The sequence below is a fragment of the Runella sp. genome, assembly GCF_965279615.1.
Lineage (GTDB): Bacteria > Bacteroidota > Bacteroidia > Cytophagales > Spirosomataceae > Runella.
Genome location: NZ_OZ257252.1, coordinates 5,603,804 through 5,623,668 on the forward strand (window position 1 = coordinate 5,603,804; position 19,865 = coordinate 5,623,668).

General features: G+C 44.9%; 18 protein-coding genes. 7 read left to right on the plus strand and 11 right to left on the minus strand.

The window, feature by feature from the left end:
• The first annotated feature begins 19 nt into the window (after positions 1-19).
• Both ACQY73_RS23585 and ACQY73_RS23590 read left to right on the plus strand, forming a co-directional pair.
• A complete protein-coding gene (locus ACQY73_RS23585) occupies positions 20-850 on the plus strand; it encodes a hypothetical protein (protein WP_428655673.1) in 831 nt (276 codons plus the stop codon).
• Positions 840-1,403, plus strand: a complete 564-nt coding sequence (locus ACQY73_RS23590; RefSeq protein WP_428655675.1) for an SRPBCC family protein — start codon at positions 840-842, stop codon at positions 1,401-1,403. Before ACQY73_RS23585 ends, ACQY73_RS23590 begins: the two co-directional genes overlap by 11 nt.
• Positions 1,404-1,607: 204 nt before the next feature.
• On the opposite strand, the gene ACQY73_RS23595 is transcribed toward ACQY73_RS23590, so the two are convergent.
• A complete protein-coding gene (locus ACQY73_RS23595; protein WP_428655678.1) occupies positions 1,608-3,713 on the minus strand; it encodes a S9 family peptidase in 2,106 nt (701 codons plus the stop codon).
• A gap of 167 nt (positions 3,714-3,880) precedes the next feature.
• Here ACQY73_RS23595 and ACQY73_RS23600 point away from each other — a divergent pair, with 167 nt between their 5' ends.
• The 5 genes from ACQY73_RS23600 (at position 3,881) to ACQY73_RS23620 (ending at position 8,047) form a co-directional block, all read left to right on the plus strand.
• Entirely contained in the window at positions 3,881-5,275 is a 1,395-nt protein-coding gene (locus tag ACQY73_RS23600; protein ID WP_428655680.1) for an aldehyde dehydrogenase family protein, read from the plus strand.
• Positions 5,276-5,501: 226 nt separating this feature from the next.
• Positions 5,502-5,849: a helix-turn-helix domain-containing protein gene (locus ACQY73_RS23605; RefSeq protein WP_428655682.1), complete on the plus strand. Its 348-nt coding sequence runs from the start codon at positions 5,502-5,504 to the stop codon at positions 5,847-5,849.
• A gap of 10 nt (positions 5,850-5,859) precedes the next feature.
• Positions 5,860-6,579 carry a glutamine amidotransferase-related protein gene (locus ACQY73_RS23610; RefSeq protein ID WP_428655684.1) on the plus strand — a complete coding sequence of 240 codons (720 nt, stop codon included), beginning with the start codon at positions 5,860-5,862 and terminating at the stop codon, positions 6,577-6,579.
• 7 nt (positions 6,580-6,586) lie between these two features.
• Complete coding sequence (locus tag ACQY73_RS23615) at positions 6,587-7,177, plus strand: hypothetical protein (RefSeq protein ID WP_428655686.1); 591 nt, start codon at positions 6,587-6,589, stop codon at positions 7,175-7,177.
• Positions 7,178-7,270: 93 nt separating this feature from the next.
• On the plus strand, positions 7,271-8,047 hold the full coding sequence (locus tag ACQY73_RS23620; protein ID WP_428655688.1) for a 3-keto-disaccharide hydrolase: 777 nt from the start codon (positions 7,271-7,273) through the stop codon (positions 8,045-8,047).
• Positions 8,048-8,141: 94 nt separating this feature from the next.
• On the opposite strand, the gene ACQY73_RS23625 is transcribed toward ACQY73_RS23620, so the two are convergent.
• The 10 genes from ACQY73_RS23625 to nirB form a co-directional block, all read right to left on the minus strand.
• Positions 8,142-8,924, minus strand: coding sequence for a GLPGLI family protein (locus ACQY73_RS23625; protein WP_428655690.1), 783 nt, complete (start codon positions 8,922-8,924; stop codon positions 8,142-8,144).
• A gap of 23 nt (positions 8,925-8,947) precedes the next feature.
• Complete coding sequence (locus ACQY73_RS23630; RefSeq protein WP_428655691.1) at positions 8,948-11,812, minus strand: TonB-dependent receptor domain-containing protein; 2,865 nt, start codon at positions 11,810-11,812, stop codon at positions 8,948-8,950.
• Between the two features lie 276 nt (positions 11,813-12,088).
• Complete coding sequence (gene rpsG / locus ACQY73_RS23635; protein ID WP_428655693.1) at positions 12,089-12,556, minus strand: 30S ribosomal protein S7; 468 nt, start codon at positions 12,554-12,556, stop codon at positions 12,089-12,091.
• Positions 12,557-12,688: 132 nt separating this feature from the next.
• Entirely contained in the window at positions 12,689-13,123 is a 435-nt protein-coding gene (gene rpsL / locus ACQY73_RS23640) for a 30S ribosomal protein S12 (RefSeq protein WP_428655695.1), read from the minus strand.
• A gap of 285 nt (positions 13,124-13,408) precedes the next feature.
• On the minus strand, positions 13,409-13,786 hold the full coding sequence (locus ACQY73_RS23645) for a rhodanese-like domain-containing protein (protein ID WP_428655697.1): 378 nt from the start codon (positions 13,784-13,786) through the stop codon (positions 13,409-13,411).
• A gap of 23 nt (positions 13,787-13,809) precedes the next feature.
• On the minus strand, positions 13,810-14,622 hold the full coding sequence (locus ACQY73_RS23650; protein ID WP_428655699.1) for a sulfite exporter TauE/SafE family protein: 813 nt from the start codon (positions 14,620-14,622) through the stop codon (positions 13,810-13,812).
• Between the two features lie 74 nt (positions 14,623-14,696).
• On the minus strand, positions 14,697-15,350 hold the full coding sequence (locus ACQY73_RS23655; protein WP_428655701.1) for a response regulator: 654 nt from the start codon (positions 15,348-15,350) through the stop codon (positions 14,697-14,699).
• Between the two features lie 10 nt (positions 15,351-15,360).
• Positions 15,361-16,797 carry a histidine kinase gene (locus tag ACQY73_RS23660; RefSeq protein WP_428655703.1) on the minus strand — a complete coding sequence of 479 codons (1,437 nt, stop codon included), beginning with the start codon at positions 16,795-16,797 and terminating at the stop codon, positions 15,361-15,363.
• Between the two features lie 134 nt (positions 16,798-16,931).
• On the minus strand, positions 16,932-17,270 hold the full coding sequence (gene nirD / locus ACQY73_RS23665) for a nitrite reductase small subunit NirD (RefSeq protein WP_428655705.1): 339 nt from the start codon (positions 17,268-17,270) through the stop codon (positions 16,932-16,934).
• A 43-nt stretch (positions 17,271-17,313) separates the two neighbouring features.
• Positions 17,314-19,863, minus strand: a complete 2,550-nt coding sequence (gene nirB, locus ACQY73_RS23670) for a nitrite reductase large subunit NirB (RefSeq protein ID WP_428655707.1) — start codon at positions 19,861-19,863, stop codon at positions 17,314-17,316.
• Between the last annotated feature and the right edge of the window lie 2 nt (positions 19,864-19,865).

The following is a 19,865-nucleotide window of genomic DNA, read 5'->3' on the forward strand; positions in this document are numbered from 1 at the left end:
TTCCTATTCTCAGAAATCAATGAAAATTACCGACAATCTGACATTTTCCAAATCTCGGCTGCTTGAAAAAGCAGATACCGATGCCTTTGCATGGATATATCAACATTTACCGGACAGTTATCAACAACAATTTGGCTTTGCGATGGAAAACTTGGGTACTATCCGCATTTTGTTATGCCAAAAAATTCCATTTCGGCATTTCACCACCCCACAAGGACTGGGCATTGTAGAGCCGATGACACCTCAGCAATTGGAGGATGTTCTGCAAGTGTTTGAACAAAAGGGGATTAACGCTTTTTATATTCACACGACACCTTTCTGTGAACCTGTTGATTTCATAGAACAACTTGTGCAAAAAGGGATGCGTCGACTGAGCAGTTGGGAGCGTATTTGGCGGAGCAATCAGCCGATCTCAGAACCGGTACCGCTGCCGGAAGAAACAACGGTGGAAGAGATAAGCCCTGAAATGGCCAATGAGTGGGCTGATTTTGTGGATGCGGTTTATCGCATGAATACAAAACCGTGGTTGCTCAATCTGATAGGCAGAGCCGGTTTTCATGCGTACGTTTTTCGAAAGAACGGTAAAATTGCTGCCACTCGCACGATGATCATTCAGCACGGAAATGCCTGGTTGGGAATGGATGCGCCTGTTCCGGGAGTAATGGCTCCTACGTTTGAAGAAGATTTTTTTATTTCTCAACAACTAGTGCATGATGGATTGCGCCGGGGAGTAAAACTTTTCTCGACCGATATTGAAAAACCTTCGCTGTTGCGTGATACTCCCGCGTATGAGTATTGGGCAAATTTAGGATTTGAGATTGCGTATTTGAGAGATAATTATGGATTCTAAAAGAGCAATGATGTTAAAATCAAGCAATTATCATTTTATAACGGAATGGCACATTCAGGCCACGCCTGAAGAAATTTATCGTATACTGGAAGACGTAGATTCGTTGGCAAAATGGTGGCCTTCGGTCTATTTAGACGTTAAAGTACTCGAAAGAGGGCAAAAAGGAGGTGTGGGGAAGGTCGTTGAACTCTATACCAAAGGTTGGCTGCCCTATACATTACGTTGGAAATTTCGGGTAATGAATACCATTTTCCCTAAAGGCTTCGCGCTTGAAGCATTCGGCGATCTTGCAGGAAAAGGAATTTGGACGTTTATTCCTGAGCGTTCAGGGACGAAGGTGATATACGACTGGCAAATTGAAGTCGAAAAACCGTTGCTGAAAAAACTGTCTTTCTTACTGAAACCCCTCTTTTCGATGAACCATGGATGGGCGATGAAAAAAGGATTGGAGAGTTTAGAATTAGAGTTGCGTCGAAGAAAAGGAGAAGCAAATGTACCGCTTCCGCCCAAGCCAACCTTTCCCCATTCTTTTACCAATAATCGTATTTTGTAATTAAACCCTTGACAAACAATGATTGCTATTTTCAAAACCTACGTTGATCCTACTTTCAAAGAAAACTTTCGCAGATTGTATTTGGATGAAAACATCCCTAAAAATGGAATGGAGCGTACAGCCTCAAGAGTATGTTAGTGGTGAAAATCAGGGCAATGATTGGTCAAATGCCTGATACCAAACATTTGACCAACCGAATATAGTTTACAACTTTTTCTCAAAAAATGCCGCGATGGCTTTGTTGACCTTTACCTGATTGGCGTGCATCATAAAATGGTGCGTATCATCCACAATCACCATGGTTTCCATTGGTATTCCCGCTTCTTCCACCCGGCGCACCAAATCGGTGCTTTGACTGAAGCGCACATTGCGGTCATCATCGCCGTGAATAAACAGCACCGGAGATTTCCAAGTGTTCACATACGCAATCGGGGAGGATTTCCAGGCTACGTCCATTGCCTGGACTGCATCGGGAGCACGCTCGTATTGGTCCGGCATCAGGATATTTCTGGTGCGCTCAATGGTACGGTCATGGACGCCGTGTATGTCTACCCCTACGGCAAATAATTTGGAGTCACGCCCTAACGCCAGTGCCGTCAAAAATCCACCGTAAGATCCGCCGTATATGCCGATGCGTTTAGGGTCGATTTGGGATTGTTTAGCGAGCCATTCACCGGCCGCTTTGATGTCAATGTACTCAGCTGCCCCATTTGAGCCGCCGTTTTTAGGATTATGAAATTCATAGCCGTAGCCAATGCCCAAACGATAATTGACCGATAATACTACATAACCACGGCTTGCTAAATATTGATTCATGGCATAAGCATTGGAATAATAATCGCCGTAATTCCAGCCCAATAACATCTGCCGTGGCGGTCCGCCGTGTACATAAACAATGGCAGGTTTTTTGGCCGGGCCGCCCGCTTTTTCAAAAAGCTGACAATGGATCGTTATTCCGTCAGGTGATTTAACTACGACCTGTTTGGGGGTTACTAATTCTGCACTTGGATAAGCCGCCGGTAAACGATCAGCAGCGAGGGTTTTTATTTCTCCGCCATTTGCCGGCATGACGCACGGAAGCGGCGGACGTTGGGCGGTGGCACCTACAAAGGCCAAGGTTTGCCCGTCGCCTGTAAGAATCGGGAACCATTCCAGTCCTGCTCCGGGAGTCATGATCTGCATATCTGCTTTGTCTACGGAAACTTTTACCACGTGGCGGCGATCAATGTCCAACGGCGTAGAACCTGCATTGGCTGCAAAAACCAATGATTTGCCATCGGCGCTGAGTTGGATATGTTCGCACATAAAATTGCCCGGCGTAAGCAATACCGGCGCACCTCCCTGTTCCGCCAATGAATACAAATGCGGCCATCCGTCTTGGTAAGACAGAAATACAATGCGATTGGCTGCCCAATGCAGGTTGGTGCCGCCGTGTGTATTGGGCACCGAACCGTTTAAGGTTTTGGGAGCGGTCCAAATCTTTTTAGCCTCTCCCGTACTTACGTCGGCGGCCATGATCGACCACGGAGTATGTTTTCGGGCAAGAATAGAATCCGCTTTTCCACCCAAACCATTGGCGCGAATGAAGACCAGCTTTTTGCCGTCAGGCGACCATCTTGGTGAACTGTCGCGCTTGTATTGCGGGTCTATCCAACTGACGGGTGTTTTTGCGTCGGTATAAACGCCGATAAAACTATGATCAACACGATTGGACTGAAACGCCAGTTTGCTTCCATCAGGCGACCAAACAGGCGAGCCATTGGTGCCACGCGCTGAAAAGAGCATTGTTGCCGTTGCCGAACCGTCAATAGGTACTGTATAGATTTGCCCTCCTTTTGTAAAAGCTACTTTATCACTTTTGGGTGAAATGACAGGAGCTTCACCTTCGCCTAACAATTTGGGTTCACCGCCCGCAAAAGGCATTGCCCACATCTGCACTTTGGGCGGCGTAGGGCTAAACGTTGGATTGACGGGCAACTCATCGCCCCAGTTGGAGCCGTGATCGCCACCTCTTACGTAAATGACCCACTTCCCATCACTTGAAAGGGCTACGCTGCTTAGTTCCTGACCGTCGTCCTGCGTATAATTGGTTAAACGACGGGCTTTAAAATCAGGCCCTTCGGCTACGTAAATATTGCGTTGGCCCTGCTCATTGAACGCCCATGCAATGCGCGAACCGGTTGCGGCAGCGGTTAATTCATTGGGGAAAGGATACGATTTGATGGCATCCATATTGAGCGCTGTTTGCGCTCGGGAAGTTGTAACGATGACCCAAAGTAAGAACACGGAGAGTTGTAGAGCAGATTTCATATAGTTTAGGGTTGATGAAACCCAAACTTACTAAAAATCATCCAACGGAAGTCGTATTCTATCAATAGTCTGTTTCGTTTTTCCCGACGTATGAATGGAAGGAATCTTCAAAAAACAAACTATTTCAAAAATTAGCCGTATTTTTCGGCTTTACTTTTACCGCACAAATGAAAACATTCCAAGTTATATCTCCTGTCGATGGCTCCGTATATGTTGAGCGTGAATACTCCACTGCCAATCAAATTGAAACCCTTTTAGCCAAAGCAAAAACAGCTCAAAAAAGCTGGAAGAACGTTCCGTTACGCGAACGGATTGCTATCTGCGAAAGAGCCGTAGATTATTTTTTACTTCACGCCGATGCCATTGGCCAAGAACTCACTTGGCAAATGGGACGCCCGATCGGGTATACGCCCAACGAGATTCGTCGTGGTTTTCAGGAGCGTGCCCGCTACATGATGGAAACTGCGGTAGATGCGCTGTCAGATGTATCTGTTTCGGAAAAAGAAGGTTTTCAGCGTTTTATTCGTCGTGAAGCACTTGGAACGGTGTTTGTAGTGGCACCGTGGAATTATCCTTATTTAACTTCCGTCAATGCCGTTATTCCCGCTTTATTGGCGGGCAATACCGTCATTCTGAAACACGCCCAACAAACTCCGCTTTGTGCAGAACGCTACGCTGAAGCCTTTAAAGCGGCCGGTTTGCCCGAAGGTGTTTTTCAATATTTGCATACCACTCACGATTACGTAGCACGTATCATTGCCGATCCGCGCGTTGATTTTGTGGCTTTTACGGGTTCGGTTTCAGGCGGTCATGCGGTACAGCGAGCAGCTTCTGAGCGCTTTATTGCTACGGGACTCGAACTGGGCGGAAAAGATCCTGCCTATGTGCGGGCTGATGCACCTTTGGCTTTCTCTGTTGAAAACTTAGTGGATGGTGCGCTCTTCAATTCGGGACAATCCTGCTGTGGTATTGAGCGTATTTATGTGCACGAAAAAGTGTACGACGAATTTGTAGAAGGAGCAGTAACGCTTGTTAATCAATATGTGCTGGGAAACCCGTTGGAAGCGGGCGTTCATCTTGGGCCAATGGTGCGTACCTCGGCCGCAGAATTTGTACGCGGGCAGATACAGGAAGCCGTGAGTCAAGGTGCTAAAGCATTGATTGATCCGTCATTATTCACTAAAAACCAAGCCGGGACACCGTATTTAGCACCACAATTATTGGTAAATGTCGATCATTCCATGCGGATCATGAACGAAGAAACGTTTGGCCCGGCCGTCGGAATTATGAAAGTGAGCAGCGATGAAGAAGCCATTCAATTGATGAACGACAGCGATTATGGTCTTACGGCTTCGGTGTGGACGAGTGATGCCGATGCAGCATTGCACATTGGCAACCAAATCGAAACCGGAACGTGGTTCATGAACCGTTGCGATTACCTCGATCCCGAACTTGCCTGGACAGGTGTAAAAGATTCAGGACGCGGTTGTACGTTGTCAGCATTGGGCTATGAAGCTTTGACCAGACCTAAATCGTTTCATTTGAGAGTGGAAGGGTTTTAAGGTTGAAAATGAGATAAAGTTTTTCAATCGTATACGGATAAAATGATTTGGAACACAGTAGGAATGTGTGACCCCATTCGGGGTCAGACGTTTGTAGATAGATCGGTCGACTTCTACAAACATTTGACCCCGGATGGGGTCACACAGCACATGAATAGTTAAACTAATTTCGAAGAAATGCTTACTATTGAATACGCTGATAAATAAATGAAAATTGTACTGAAATATGAATCATATTTTGAGGACTGAGAAAGAGTATAGTAATGCTCTGCGTCGAATTGATGAGATTTTCGATGCTGCCCCGGGAACAGCGGAAGGCGATGAAGCGGAATTGTTGGTGCTGTTAATTAAAGATTATGAAAATAAGTTTCATTCAATATTGCCTCCCGACCCCATTGAAGCTATAAAATTAACGTTGGAAGAAAAAGGACTCACAGCCAAAGATTTGGTTGGATTGATTGGCTCAAAAGGCTATGTTTCTCAGATTTTAAATCGTAAAAAGCCACTTACAGCCGAAATTATGCGTGTTTTGAATCGTCAGTTAGGAATTCCTGCCGATATATTACTTTCCTGAAATTACTTTTATGAAAATCGGTCTTTTAGAATGTGACCACGTGCGAGAAGAATTTCGGCACATTGCGGGTGATTACCGCGATATGTTTCCTGCGTTATTTATGCCTTTAGCGCCTGATTGGGAATTTGTTTTTTATGACGTGACCAACGGGCATTTTCCGGCATCGGTCGAAGAATGCGACATTTATATCTGTACAGGCTCTAAATTCTCGGTATATGATGATGAACCGTGGATTCATGTACTAAAAGCATTCGTCCGGCAAATTTACGACCAACAGAAAATCTATTTAGGCGTATGCTTCGGACATCAGATGTTGGCCGAAGCATTGGGAGGAAAAGTTCAAAAATCTGCGGTAGGTTGGTGCGTAGGTGTGCATGAATTTACAATTGACCAACAGCTTCCTTGGATGGATCCTGCGCAGGAAAGTGTAAATTTATTGATGATGTGTCAGGATCAGGTACATCAGCTTCCGCCCGACAGTGCCGTTTTAGCTTCTGCCAATGATTGTCCTGTGGCGATGTTTCGAGTAGGTGAACGAATGTTGGGCGTGCAGGCGCATCCTGAGTTTCCGCTTTTGTACGAAGAAGCCCTCATGCGTTCGCGTGTGGAGCGAATCGGGGCTGAAAAAGTAAATAAAGGATTGGAAAGCCTTACTTTGCCTTTGCATAGCAAACTCATGGCAAAGTGGATGGTAATGTTTGTAAAGACCGTTTTCAGCCTGACAAAATAATAGATAGATGATTATTGCCCAATTTCAGGTAAGTGAGTTAGCGGGATTTCTTAAATACGGTATTTCAGGACTAAGTGCTATTGCTTTTATTCTGTCGTTTTATTTGTTGAGTCGTGAGAGCAGTCGTGCCAAACCCAGAAGCGAGATGTTGCGTTCTATTCGAATGTTTATGGGCCTTACGTTGGTGTTGGGATTGGTATCGGGTGTAGCGGCAATTTTGAATCCAACCGGTCCTGAGCCGGAAAAGAAAAAGGCACCTTCCAAAAAAACAGCATTGGTAAACAAAATTGTAACGCCCCGTAAGGTATGGAACATTGAAGTTTTTTATGATGCAGGAGCAAAACCGCTTGCCGAGCAACTCGTTGATGAACTCAATGCCTATAAAGATTACAAAGTCAAAATTACGACACTGACTGCCTCTCGAAAAAAAGAACTCAAGATCAATCGGAGCCAAATTCGCTACGAACTCGCTGAAAAAGAAGCTGCTGGTCAACTTCAAAAACGCTTGGACAGTGTACTTCCGCAGGATGTTATGCTAAACCTGAAGCAGATCACCTCTTCCTCTCCCGATTATTTAAGCATCTTTGTGTGCGATTAATGTTTTTGATACGTTAAAAAATGCGCCATTGATTCTTTCGTAGTAGATCATGAAATTTTTGTAACCAAACTTTCAATAATTATAAAAACAACGATGAAGAGAACGTTCATAACCCTTTCTTTAGTGGCTTGCGCCGCAGCCGGATTTGCTCAAGTTCCCGGTGGTACGCCTCCTGCCGTTTCTCCAATGCCGATGAAGCCCGAAATGACCGAAATTTGGGAACCGGAAGTAGCAGTGGTAACTCCCGGTAAAAATGCCGGAGATCCTCCTTCTGATGCCATTGTTCTTTTCAATGGCAAAGACCTTTCACAATGGGTATCTTCCAAAGACGGTTCACCTGCACCTTGGAAAATCGTGAACGGCGACCACATGGAGGTGGTACCTAAAAGCGGCGATATTAAAACCAAAATGAAATTTGGTGATTGCCAGCTTCACCTTGAGTTCAGCGCTCCTGACGTAGTGGAAGGCGCAAGTCAAGGCCGTGGCAACAGCGGTTTGTTTTTTCAGGACCGTTACGAACTCCAGATTTTGGATTCTTATCAAAACCGCACGTATCGCAACGGACAGGCAGGCAGTATCTACAAAGACCACGCACCGCTTGTCAACCCTATGCGCAGCCCGTTGGAGTGGAACGTATACGACGTAGTATACACAGCGCCTCGTTTCAAAGCTGACGGTCGTATAGATTCTCCGGCGCGTATTACAGTTTTACTGAACGGTGTGGTGGTTCAAAATAACACAACCATCAATGGATTAACACTTTACATTGGATTGCATCATTACCCTGAAGCACACGGCGACGATGTGATTCACCTTCAAGATCACGGCAACAAAACTCAGTTTCGTAATATTTGGGTTAGAAAACTGTAATTTCCGGTTTTTTAAAACAAACAAAAAGGGGCGAATATTCGCCCCTTTTTTGATGTGGATATAATCTGAAAAACTATTGAAAACCTATAAATTCTTAATACCGAAGCGACCAATAAGGATTTCTTTGGGCTTTTATGCTGTCAAAAATATGCTTTTTGAGTAATTGGTCGTAGTCGTTGTTTTTGATCTTTTTACCTTTCATTTTGGGCAAAACAAGCTCTTTGTCAACGTTTTTCAGTTCTACTTTTTGGGCCGTCACAACGACATCGCCATCGTTGACTTCCAGTTCTAAGATCAGGCCCGGTAAGCCAAAATAACGTTCAGGCCCTGCGGAAGACGGAAGGTCTTGCGCAAACCATGCCGTAATTTTGTGATTTTTGATCGGATCGGTCGTTTCAGCTTTCATGCACACATAGCCTGCCACATCTTTGATCTGGTTTTGGATGCGCCAATTGTATTTCATCAAAGAATCTTCCAACAGAAAAGTTTTACCGAGCATTTCGTGGTTCTCGATCAGTTTTTCCTGTTCAAAGTTACGATAAACTAAATAATCACTTTGACGCCACGAGTAACGTCCGTCTTCTGATTGCCCTTGGTCACTGAAATAGGTGTAAATACTCTGCTTGTCATTGAATGTCAGCTTCATTTTTGTGCCGGGACCGTTTTCTTCATTTCCCCAAGTCAATTTCATCCGGTCTTTTTCTTCCTTGCTCAAAAACGTGAGGCGCGAGTTTACTTTCGTCCAGTAGTACTTGTATTCGTATGTCACGATACCTTCGGTTTGTTGGGCTTGGAGCGGGATTATAAATCCCAGGGCGATTAAGGTCAGGATTACAAATCCTGACCGGCGAATGGTTGATAGTTTTATATTTTTCATATTTTGTTCCTCCCTTTTCGGTTCTAGAAAAATCCTCCTCTGCGTTTGATGTTCGTATTCATGCCGCGCATATTGTATGTAAAACTCAGCATACCGTAGCGCGCCAAGGTTTGGATACGCTCCTGCGACACATAGTTTTGATTGGCAAATTGGCTCACGCCCAAGTTACGGTTGAAGGCATCATAGAGTGATAATCTGATTTCGGCTTTCTTTGATTTGCCCAAAATTTTGTAGATCGACGCATTCAGGATCGGCACCTGCTGATTAAACCCAAAACGTTCGTTCTTATAGATCTGATAATTCAGATTGGAATTAATGAAGAAGTCTTTGGGCAGACGAATGTTCATCGTACCACCGTATGTTTGGTTAATGATCTGCTGATTTTGAGCGGTATTGATGGAATAACGAGTGTTGCTGACGCTCCAGTTGGCGTTGGCAAAGAGCGTAAAATTATCGCTTGGCGTCAAATCAAGGCGCGTTCCGAAACGATAACTGTCGGTGTTGGTTTGGTTCATTACCCCGTTGATCGGTGTGAGGTTTTTACTGAAACCCGGGTTAAAGTTAAGGTTCATGGTGGCCTTGGTTTTTTTCAACGGAAAACCAAATCCGATATAAGAACCCAAATTCTGTCCACCCGAAATATTGACCGGCTTCGTGACCGTAATCAATGTTTTGGCATCAACCTGTTGGTTATAAACGACTTGGTTAACATTGTAAGAATAATACAGGTTAACATTGACGTTCATAAAGCTTGCCGGATTGAACATATTATAGCCAAAATTGACATTATGATTTACCGTTGGCAACAGATCGGGATTTCCCTGACGAATGATCAACGGGTTGCTGTTATCGATCACAGGTTGCAGATCACGGGTAGAAGGCTGGCTGACACTGACATCATAGCCTGACCATAAATAACGATTGTTTTTAAGGTCATAATTCAAAGAAGCATTGGGGATCAGCGTCGTGAATCTGCGGTTAATGTTAAAGAAAGACTTAGGGTCCTGTCCCAGTGCAAATTTACCGTCGATCTGGAACGTTTGCACCGCCAATCCTCCGGAGAAATTCAACCCTTTGTACGAATAGCGTATGCTGCTTCCCACCCGTGCGTAGTTATAAGTGTTTTTGTAAAAACTGCTCAAACTGTCTACAGGCGTGCGGCGACCGCTTTCTTTGGCCAGATCATAGACATCCCGGTCAACATTATCAGAACGGTAGCTGAGGTTAACGAAACTTTCCCAGAAGTAACGTTTTGCAAAAGGTTCTACAAAAAGTAAACTGGATTTGATCTGACTTACTTTACTGCCGGTGTTATTGGTCAGATCCAGCATTTTGCGCAAAACATCATTGGGATCGGTAGCATTATAAAATAAATTGAGCGAACGCTGATCGGCAATACCGTCGTTGTTGGAAAAGTTATATGAAACACTTGCCGCAAAACTCCGTCCTTTTTTCTGTTTGAATTTCAATCGGTAAATCAACGTATTGGCCGTTTCAACTTTGTTAACATTGGTGCCGTTATTGATAGTGGACTCGTTGGATTTGAAATTGTTTTCGCGAAGATATTGCGTAAAACTGCCCAAACGTGTATCTCCCACATTATAGCGGCTGTTGTTGGTGAAGATCAAGGTATTTAACGAATCGACAGTTTGTTCGTGGCGGAAAGCCAGTCGGTGGTTACCGACGAAGTTAATTTGGCTGCTTTCTTCCTGAGTTTTGTAAGAACCGTTTTGCAGAAAGTTCTCACGAGTGCGAAAAGCGTCCAACACCTGCCGATTAGAATTATAATAATAACTGGCGTTGGTTTTGATTTTTTTAGTGTTGCGGTTGTAGTTGATTCCTCCTGCGATATTGTTGGAATATCCGCGTCCATTACCTCCTCCAACGGGAATGCTGAGACCGCCATCATCGTCACCGCCGATGATGATGTATCGACCGCCACCGCCGCCGAAGCCAAAATCACCGTTATCGTTCCAACTATTGAAAGAACTGCTTCCCCTAAAGTCTTGATAATCATCCCACGACATTCCCGTCTGGTTCGTATTATTGGTAAGGCCTATGATTGAAAACTGGTTCTTATCGTCAAATTTGTTATAGTTACCTTTGATTTCACCGCGAGGGCCTGCGTTTCCGTTGCCATCAAGACCGGCACCTGCGGTTATTTTTCCGAAGCCGCCCTTTTTGAAACCTTCTTTCAATTCAAGGTTAACTGTTTTTTCTTTTTTCCCGTCATCAACGCCCGTCACTTTCGATTGCTCACTCTTATCGTTAAAGATCTGCACCTTTGTAATGGCGTCGGCAGGAAGGTTTTTGGTTGCCATTTTAGGGTCATTCCCAAAAAAACGTTTTCCGTCTACCGTTACTTTCTGTACCTGTTGTCCGTGGGCGTTGATGTTACCGTCCTGATCTACCTGTACACCGGGGAGTTTCCGTAACAGATCTTCCACGGTCGACCCGGGCGGTACTTTAAAAGAGGCGGCATTGTACTCAATTGTGTCGCCTTTGATACTTAACGGAGCGCGCGCCGTTTTGATAACCACTTCAAAAAGCTCTTTCGTAATGGCCTTTAATTTGAGCGTTCCCAAGTCGAGAACTTCTTTGTCGCCAAAAACAATGTCCTGTTGAAAAGGAATGTAGCCTACGTAAGAGATCTTGAGCAGGTAATCTCCCCGTTTAACATTTCGCATTGCAAAGGCGCCTTTGTCGTTGGTACGGGTAAAATTGACCAATGAAGAATCTTTCCGCTGCAACAACATAACGGTTGCTGAACCGAGCGGAGCCGAAGAAGTATCGGCCGTAATACCCTGAATTTGAAAGCGAGTGGGGGTTTGAGCATACAATACGCTCAGGCATGGCCATAATAAGGCCAAAAGGAGAAGTTTACGCATGGCTGTTAGGTAAAAGGTTTAAGTTAAGGATGGATGGATTGCTGTATTTCTCACGACGACTATCATGGTGTAAACGTACTAAAGATTTAGTTTATTGTCAATAAAATTAAATAATTTATATTTAAGAATGTTAAATATGCTTAAATACTTCAATACAATTATAAACGACTACTGTGATTTGATAAAAAGGTTACAGAGGGGTACAAAAAAAAGAGCCAACTCTTTCGAGAAGGCTCTTTTTGTATGTTTGTTATCTACTAACCTATTACCGGAATACTAGAAACGGAAGTGCGAGAACGCCTTGTTGGCTTCTGCCATACGGTGCGTATCGTCTTTTTTCTTTACAGAAGCACCTTCACCTTTTGAAGCTGCAACGATTTCAGCCGCCAAACGGTCACGCATGGTTTTTTCACCGCGTAAACGAGCGTATTTGATCATCCATTTCATTCCTAAAGCGATTTTACGATCAGGACGAACTTCGGTAGGAACCTGGAAGTTGGCACCACCTACGCGGCGGCTTTTTACTTCTACGGCAGGCATTACATTGTTCAATGCTTTGCGCCAGATCTCAAGACCACTTTCGTTAAGGCGTTTTTCGGCAATTTCCAAGGCGCCGTAGAAAATATCGTACGCCGTGCTTTTTTTGCCTTGCAACATCAGGTTGTTTACAAACTTGGTTACCATTACATCCCTGTATTTAGGGTCAGGTAATAGGTATCTTTTTTTCGGTTTTGCTTTTCTCATTGTAATGAGTTGTTAATGTAGGTTTCGTTTTTCAACTGATTCACCCCGAACATGGGCTCGGGATTACTACCCTTTTATGCTATTGTACTGTATTACGCAAACAAAAAGGACGAATGCTTTGGGGCATTCTGATTACTTCTTCTTCTTAGCCGGAGGTGCACCTTTGCCGCCTTTACCTGCAGCAACTACCTGGCCCGGTTTCGGACGTTTGGCTCCGTAGAGTGAGCGGCTTTGTTTACGACCGTTTACACCGGCTGTATCAAGCGCACCACGAACTACGTGATAACGTACACCCGGAAGATCTTTTACACGACCGCCACGCACCAATACGATTGAGTGCTCTTGCAGGTTGTGACCTTCGCCCGGAATGTAAGCGTTGACTTCCTTCATGTTTGATAAACGTACACGCGCAACTTTGCGCAAAGCCGAGTTTGGCTTCTTCGGGGTCGTAGTGTATACACGCGTGCATACACCGCGACGTTGTGGGCAAGAATCTAAGGCCGGAGACTTAGATTTCCACGTCATTTGTTCACGTCCTTTGCGTACTAACTGTGAAATAGTTGGCATTTTATACTGGTTTTTTCAAAAATGGTTATACCACCCCAAAAATGGGAGTGCAAAAATAGTGGGTTTTTGCGGGAATGCAAAAATTAGAAGGGAAGATTTTTAATGAATGCGCACAAAACTCGTAGGGGCGGGGCTCGCCTCCGCCCGGATTCCCACAAAATAAACCCGAAAGATGAATGATAAAATAGACGCAAAAAGCGGGGAAATACGTAAAATGCCGCTTTTTGTGCGATATTGGATTGGACGGAATTGGGCAGACGCAAGGCCTGCCCCTACGATATACGATTATTTGAGACCTTCTTTGATTAGATCGGGGTAACCGGCGTCCTGTAGGTTATATATTTCTTTGAAACCTGCTTCTTTCAATATTTTAGAGGCTTTGGCGCTGCGAACCCCGGCCATACAATACACAAATACAGGTTTGTTTTTATCCAATTTTTCAATCTGTTGGTTGAACTCAGTACTCTTGACGTTGACACATTTGGAAGATTTAATGTTTCCGGCATTCCATTCTTCCGGCGTTCGTACATCCAACAGTTGCGCATTGGGAGTTTCCTTGAGTTTTTGTACAAAGGCTTTTACTTCCAAATTGGTTTGTGCAAAAGCGCTGTTCATACCGCTTGCGGCGGTTATCAGCAATAGTGTTAAAAGAAGAGATTTCATCAGAAAATGAGGTTATGTTTTTTTTATCTCAAAAGTAACTCTTTAAAAATAATGTAGATGCCCATTGCCAAGATAAAATAACCAAAGATAGGTTTAAGTTTTTCTCCGCTGATCTTGTGTGCAATGGAGCTTCCCGTTAAAATACCGATAATGGCGATGGTTGAAAAATGCAATAAAAAACGCCAGTCGATCAATTCATGTAGGTAATAATCGCGCCAAAAACCCGTAAATGAATTGGCGGCAATGATAACCAGCGACGTGCCTACGGCTTTTTTCATGGGAAGATGTGCCATAAGCACCAAGGCCGGTATGATCAAAAAACCGCCGCCCGCGCCCAAAATTCCCGTTACACTTCCTACTAATATTCCTTTACTAAATAATGAAAAGAAATTAACGGGAGGCGTTTCATTAGTGGGGAGTGTATCTTCTTCGCTGTTTTCGTTTCGGTCGCGGATCATGGAAAAAGAGGCGATAAGCATTAAAACTGCAAACAGAAGCAACAAAAAGAGCGATTTGGTAAGCACAAAACCGCCTAATTGAAAGATAGTTTCAGGAATGAGCGGAAGGATAAAAGATCGAGTAAGATAAACGCTTACCAATGAAGGGATTCCAAACGTTAAGGTATGAGGCCAGTGAATATTGCCGGCTCCTGCGCGAACCGTTGCCCCTACCAAACTGGTAATTCCGACAATAAACAGGGAATAAGTAGTGGCAATGAGCGCATCAATGTAAAATAAATAAACCAGAATAGGCACGGTAAGAATAGAACCTCCGCTGCCAACAAGGCCCAGCGAAAGTCCCATCAGGAATGCTCCAATAAAACCTGCGATTTCCATTCTGTAAACTTTGTCACGGACGACGCGCCTCAATCAGGGTATCCCGATGCTGAACGGTGACCAAGTGTTCAAAATTAGAGTAATTTTTCTTCCAAAGCCAGTTTGACAAGTTCAGCGGCATTGTGTACCTGAAGGCGTCGCATCATGTTGGCGCGGTGATTGTCAACGGTTCGGACGCTTAGATCCAGTTGGTCAGCAATTTGGCGACTGCTCATTCCTTCTACCAACAAACGCAATACTTCTCTTTCTTTTTTGGATAAAAGTGTCTTGCGGGATTCGGTTGCTTTTTCAACTTTTTGTACCTGAGAAAGATAACCGTTTACAATCACACTCGCCACCGATGCATTAAAGTACTTTTCGCCGTTTTTGACCGCGTGGAGAGCCGTCAATATCTCTTCACGCGTGGAGTCTTTGAGCAAATATCCGTATGCACCTGCTTCAACGGATTTAAGAATATACGCATCGTCATTGTGCATTGAGAGAATGATCGGCCGAACGTTGGTCCATTGTTTTGTTACCCTTTTTATCAATTCGATCCCCGAAATACCGGGCATTGAAATATCGACCAGTATAATTTGCGGTTTAAGAAAAGGGATCTTTTCAAGGGCTTCTTCACCGTTGGAAGCTTCGCCGATGACCTCCACTTCATCGGTATTTTCTAAAATAGACCGCAACCCATTGCGTACAATGGTGTGGTCGTCTACGAGCAGTACTTGAATTTTTTTCATCGTTTGTTGATTATGATTGAGGTATTTGTGCAATGACTTCGGTGCCGCGTCCAATGATTGAATTGATCTTCAGTGTTCCGTCCAACAGGTGCGCTCGTTCGTGGAGATTACGCAGGCCATTGGACTGAGAATCAGATGCCGGTGACTTTTTGCCGGCAGTAGTAAAACCCTTTCCATTATCGGTAACTCTAAGCAATACTTTTTTGTTGGAAAGCGAGACGTCTAACGTGATTTGCGTAGCCTCGGCATGTTTTACGGCATTATTGATGGCTTCCTGCGCAATTCTGTATAGGCCTATTTCTACATTTCTATCCAAGCGTTTTTCCTTCAGATTAGAACTAAAAGTCATTTGAGTGTTTGTGCTGCGCGCGGTTGAATCCACCAATTGCTTCAAAGCCAGATCAATACCAAAATCATTGAGCACCGTTGGCATTAAATTATGGGAAATGGTCCGTACTTCCTGAATCGTTTGCCCTATTACAGTTCGCAACTCCTGCGCATTGTTGCGGTCTCGCGGGCTCCATTCTTTTGTTTCGCCAAAATTTTCGGCGATCAGTTTCAAGCCGGTGAGCATTTGGCCCACTCCGTCATGCAATTCCTGAGAAAGGCGTTTTCGTTCTTCTTCCTGTCCTTGCAACAATGCAGAAGCTCTGATTCTGTGTTCCTTGATTTCCTGCTGATGACGCAATTGCGTTGCTTCCAACAATTTTGCCTGTGCTTCACTCAGTTGCTGATAAGCCTGTCGGAGTTCCAGATTGGCGTTTGCTGTCTTTTCACGCGCTTCCATCAATTGAACAATGGTTTCGCGTAGCTTCCCCACCGCAGGACGGAAGATAAACAATCCTTCCAATACCAAAATAATCAACGTTAAAGCCGTCAGCCATAGTTCAATACGTCGAAGGCGAGTTACTTTTTCCTTCGCTTCTTTATCGTACTGAAATACGATCTGATTCATTTTGCCCAAAAAGATCAATTCGTGCGCAAATATATTCCGAACCGATAAATCAATGTTTGTCGAGTCCTCGGGCTTTTCCAACCATTTGAGCACCGAATGTGCATTTTGTTGAATGGACTGAAAATGAGGTTCTATGTTAACAAACATTGCTTTGACGGTATCACTATTGACGTAGGAAGCGGAAATATCGCGCAAATCACCCGTTCGTAATTGATCGTGATGACTTTCCCAATCGGTTAGTACTCTTTTAAATTCGTTCAGTTGGGTGCTTCTGTCTGCTAAATCGGGACGTTGGGTAAGAAGCAGGGCGGTTTTTGCGATCAATTGACTTTGAAAGCGTTGCCGCCCCGCAAAATTCACCAACCAAGAGTCGTTTAAACCGTCTTTGAGCGTGTTTTGGACCAAAATCTGCCCCAGTATCGTTAGAAAGGCGACTAATGATAATGCCGTGATGTACAATCGGGTAAACCTTTTGGGGATACGTAAGGGCATATTTTATAAAGTAATTTTTTATTGAACTATATAAGGCATATAAGTTAATATAAAATGTTGTTTTTTAGCTACTTATATGACCTTATATTCCTTATCGGTTCGCCGATGCGATGGTTAACTGAATTCATATAAAGTTAAATTCCAATAAAAACAAATCCATCTTCTACTTTGACGGGATATACATTGATGCAATAATCTTCGCCCTGAAGGTTGAGTCCTGTTTCGAGCGAAAACGTTTTTTTGTGAAAAGGGCACGCTACTTTAGGATGCCCCCGGTGGTCGCCGATCATGCCCCGACTTAGAATCATTTGATGCTTGTGAGGGCATTCGTTGTCGGTGGCATACCATTTGTCCAAATGTTTGAAATGAAATACCGCAATTTGGCGGTCTTCGTATTTTATACACGCGCCGCCGTTTTCGGGAAACGCCGAGATCGGGGCGGCTTTGTACCAAGTTGTATGTTGAGTTGTCATGAGAATTGTCGAATGAAAACAGGGATGATTGAATACGTATTATTTACCAGTCTGCCGGACGTTTTTGGCCTCTCATTTCTACAAATTCAAGGGTGGGGTCGGCTTCTTCCGAGTTGACAAAATGCGTAAAACGTGCCCGTATTTCGGGCGTTTCAACGGCCACTCGCCATTCGTCATGGTACGTTCCGATCAAGTATTCCATTTCTTTTTCCAATTCATCACACAGCCCGAGACTGTCATTGATGATCACATTCCGTAAATAGTCCAGTCCTCCTTCGAGTTTATTAAACCACGTGGCGGTACGTTGGAGCGGCTCGGCGGTTTTGATGTAAAACATCAAAAAACGGTCGATGTATTTGATACAGGTTTCATCGTCGAGGTCGCTTGCAAAAAGGACTGCATGTTGGGGTTTGATGCCTCCGTTGCCGCAGAGATACAGGTTCCAGCCTTTTTCGGTGGCAATGATGCCAAAATCTTTGCTTTGGGCTTCGGCGCATTCCCGCGTACAACCCGACACCGCGCTTTTGAGCTTGTGAGGCGCGCGAATGCCTTTGTAGCGATTCTCAATTCTAATGGCATAACCTACGGCGTCCTGTACGCCAAAACGACACCATGTATTACCAACGCAACTTTTCACGGTACGCAATGCTTTTCCATAGGCGTGCCCACTTTCAAAACCTACTTCGATCAGTTCCTGCCAAATAAAAGGTAATTGCTCCACGCGTGCACCAAACAGATCCACGCGTTGCCCGCCCGTGATCTTGCAGTAGAGTTCGTATTTTTTGGCTACGGTTCCGAGTGCAATCAGCTGCTCAGGTGTAATTTCTCCACCCGGCACGCGCGGCACTACCGAATACGTGCCACCGCGTTGGATATTCGCCAAATAGCGGTCGTTGGTATCTTGAATAACGGCTTGTTTGGCAATTACATCATTGAAGATACTGGCCAATATAGAGGCAACGGCAGGTTTACAAACCTCACATCCACAGCCTTTTCCGTGTTTGGCCAATACCTCATCGAATGTACGCGTACCCGACATTTTGATAAGATGATACATTTCCTGACGCGAATAGTCGAAATGTTCGCACAAAACTTTCTTAACCGTTTTGCCCTGCTTTTTAAGCGTTTCGATCAATAAGTCCGATAGCATCGGCACGCAACCTCCGCACCCTGTTCCTGCCTTGGTGCATTTTTTGATGGCGGCAACATCGCCTAAATTTTGGCCTTCAATTGCTTCGCAAATAGTGCCTTTACTTATATTTTCGCAGGAACAAATACTTGCGTCGTCGGGCAAAGAAGCAACGCCCATGCCTGCCCCGGCACTTTCACCTTTGCGAGCCGGCATGACCAGGTCTTCAGGATTGGGCGGAAGAATCAGTTGACTTTTGGTTAGTTGAAGCAACATATTATAATTATCCGCTTCGCCGACCAAAATGCCGCCCAACAGATGCTTACCATCAGTAGTTACGTTGAGGCGCTTGTAAATGCCTTTAAGTTTATCTTCCACCACAATGGTGTCGTGCGGCGCATGCTCACAAAACGGATCGCCAAAACTCGCCACGTCAACACCAATGAGCTTAAGCTTGGTCGACATATCAAAAGCTTGAAAGGTTTTTACCCCACTTTCTGTTACAGAAAGATGATTCTCTCTCCTTGCTAAGGAGAGGGTTAGGCTGAGGTTATTCGCTACTACTTCGGCCATTTCGTAGCCGGGCGCGACAAGGCCATAGATCATATTTTTGTGCAATGCACATTCGCCGATGGCATAAATATCGGCATCGGTGGTTTGCAGCTCATCGTTGACCATAATTCCGCCGCGTGGCCCAACGGCCAAACCTGCCTGTTTGGCCAATTCGTCGCGCGGACGAATGCCTGCCGAAACGACCACCATGTCTACCTCCAACGAACTGTTATCGGCAAAAGCAAGCCCGGTTACATTGGATTTACCTTCAAAATAAGCTGTATTTTTATTGAGGTGAATTTGGATGCCCAACGCTTCCATTTTGCGTTTGAGCATTCCTGCTCCGGCAGCGTCCAACTGCCGAGGCATGAGGCGTGGTGCAAACTCGATCACGTGCGTTTCGAGGCCCAGATCAAGCGTGGCTTTGGCTGCTTCCAACCCGAGAAGCCCGCCGCCGATCACTGCCGCTCGGGAGGAGCCATTGGCATAGCTGATGATAGCATCCAAGTCTTCAATGGTACGATAGACAAAAACGCCTTCCTTTTCTACTCCGGGAACGGGAGGGACGAAGGCGGAGGAGCCGGTTGCGAGGATGAGCTTATCGTATTCGACTTTGCGCCCTGTGTGAGTTATTACGTAATGCGCTTCAGGGTAGATTTGCAGTACGCACTCTCCCGTAATGAGTTGAATGCTGTTTTCGGCGTACCAACTTGCGGGAGCCATCGTCAGCTCGTCGACCGACGTGCCGGAAAAATACGCGGAAAGATGAACCCGATCATACGCCGGTCGTGGTTCTTCACCGATCACCGTGATAGAAAACGAGCCGCCACCCGCTTTATTCAGCAACTTCTCGCAGAACTTATAGCCTACCATTCCGTTGCCTACTATCACTACCTTTTGAGGTTGTGCCATGA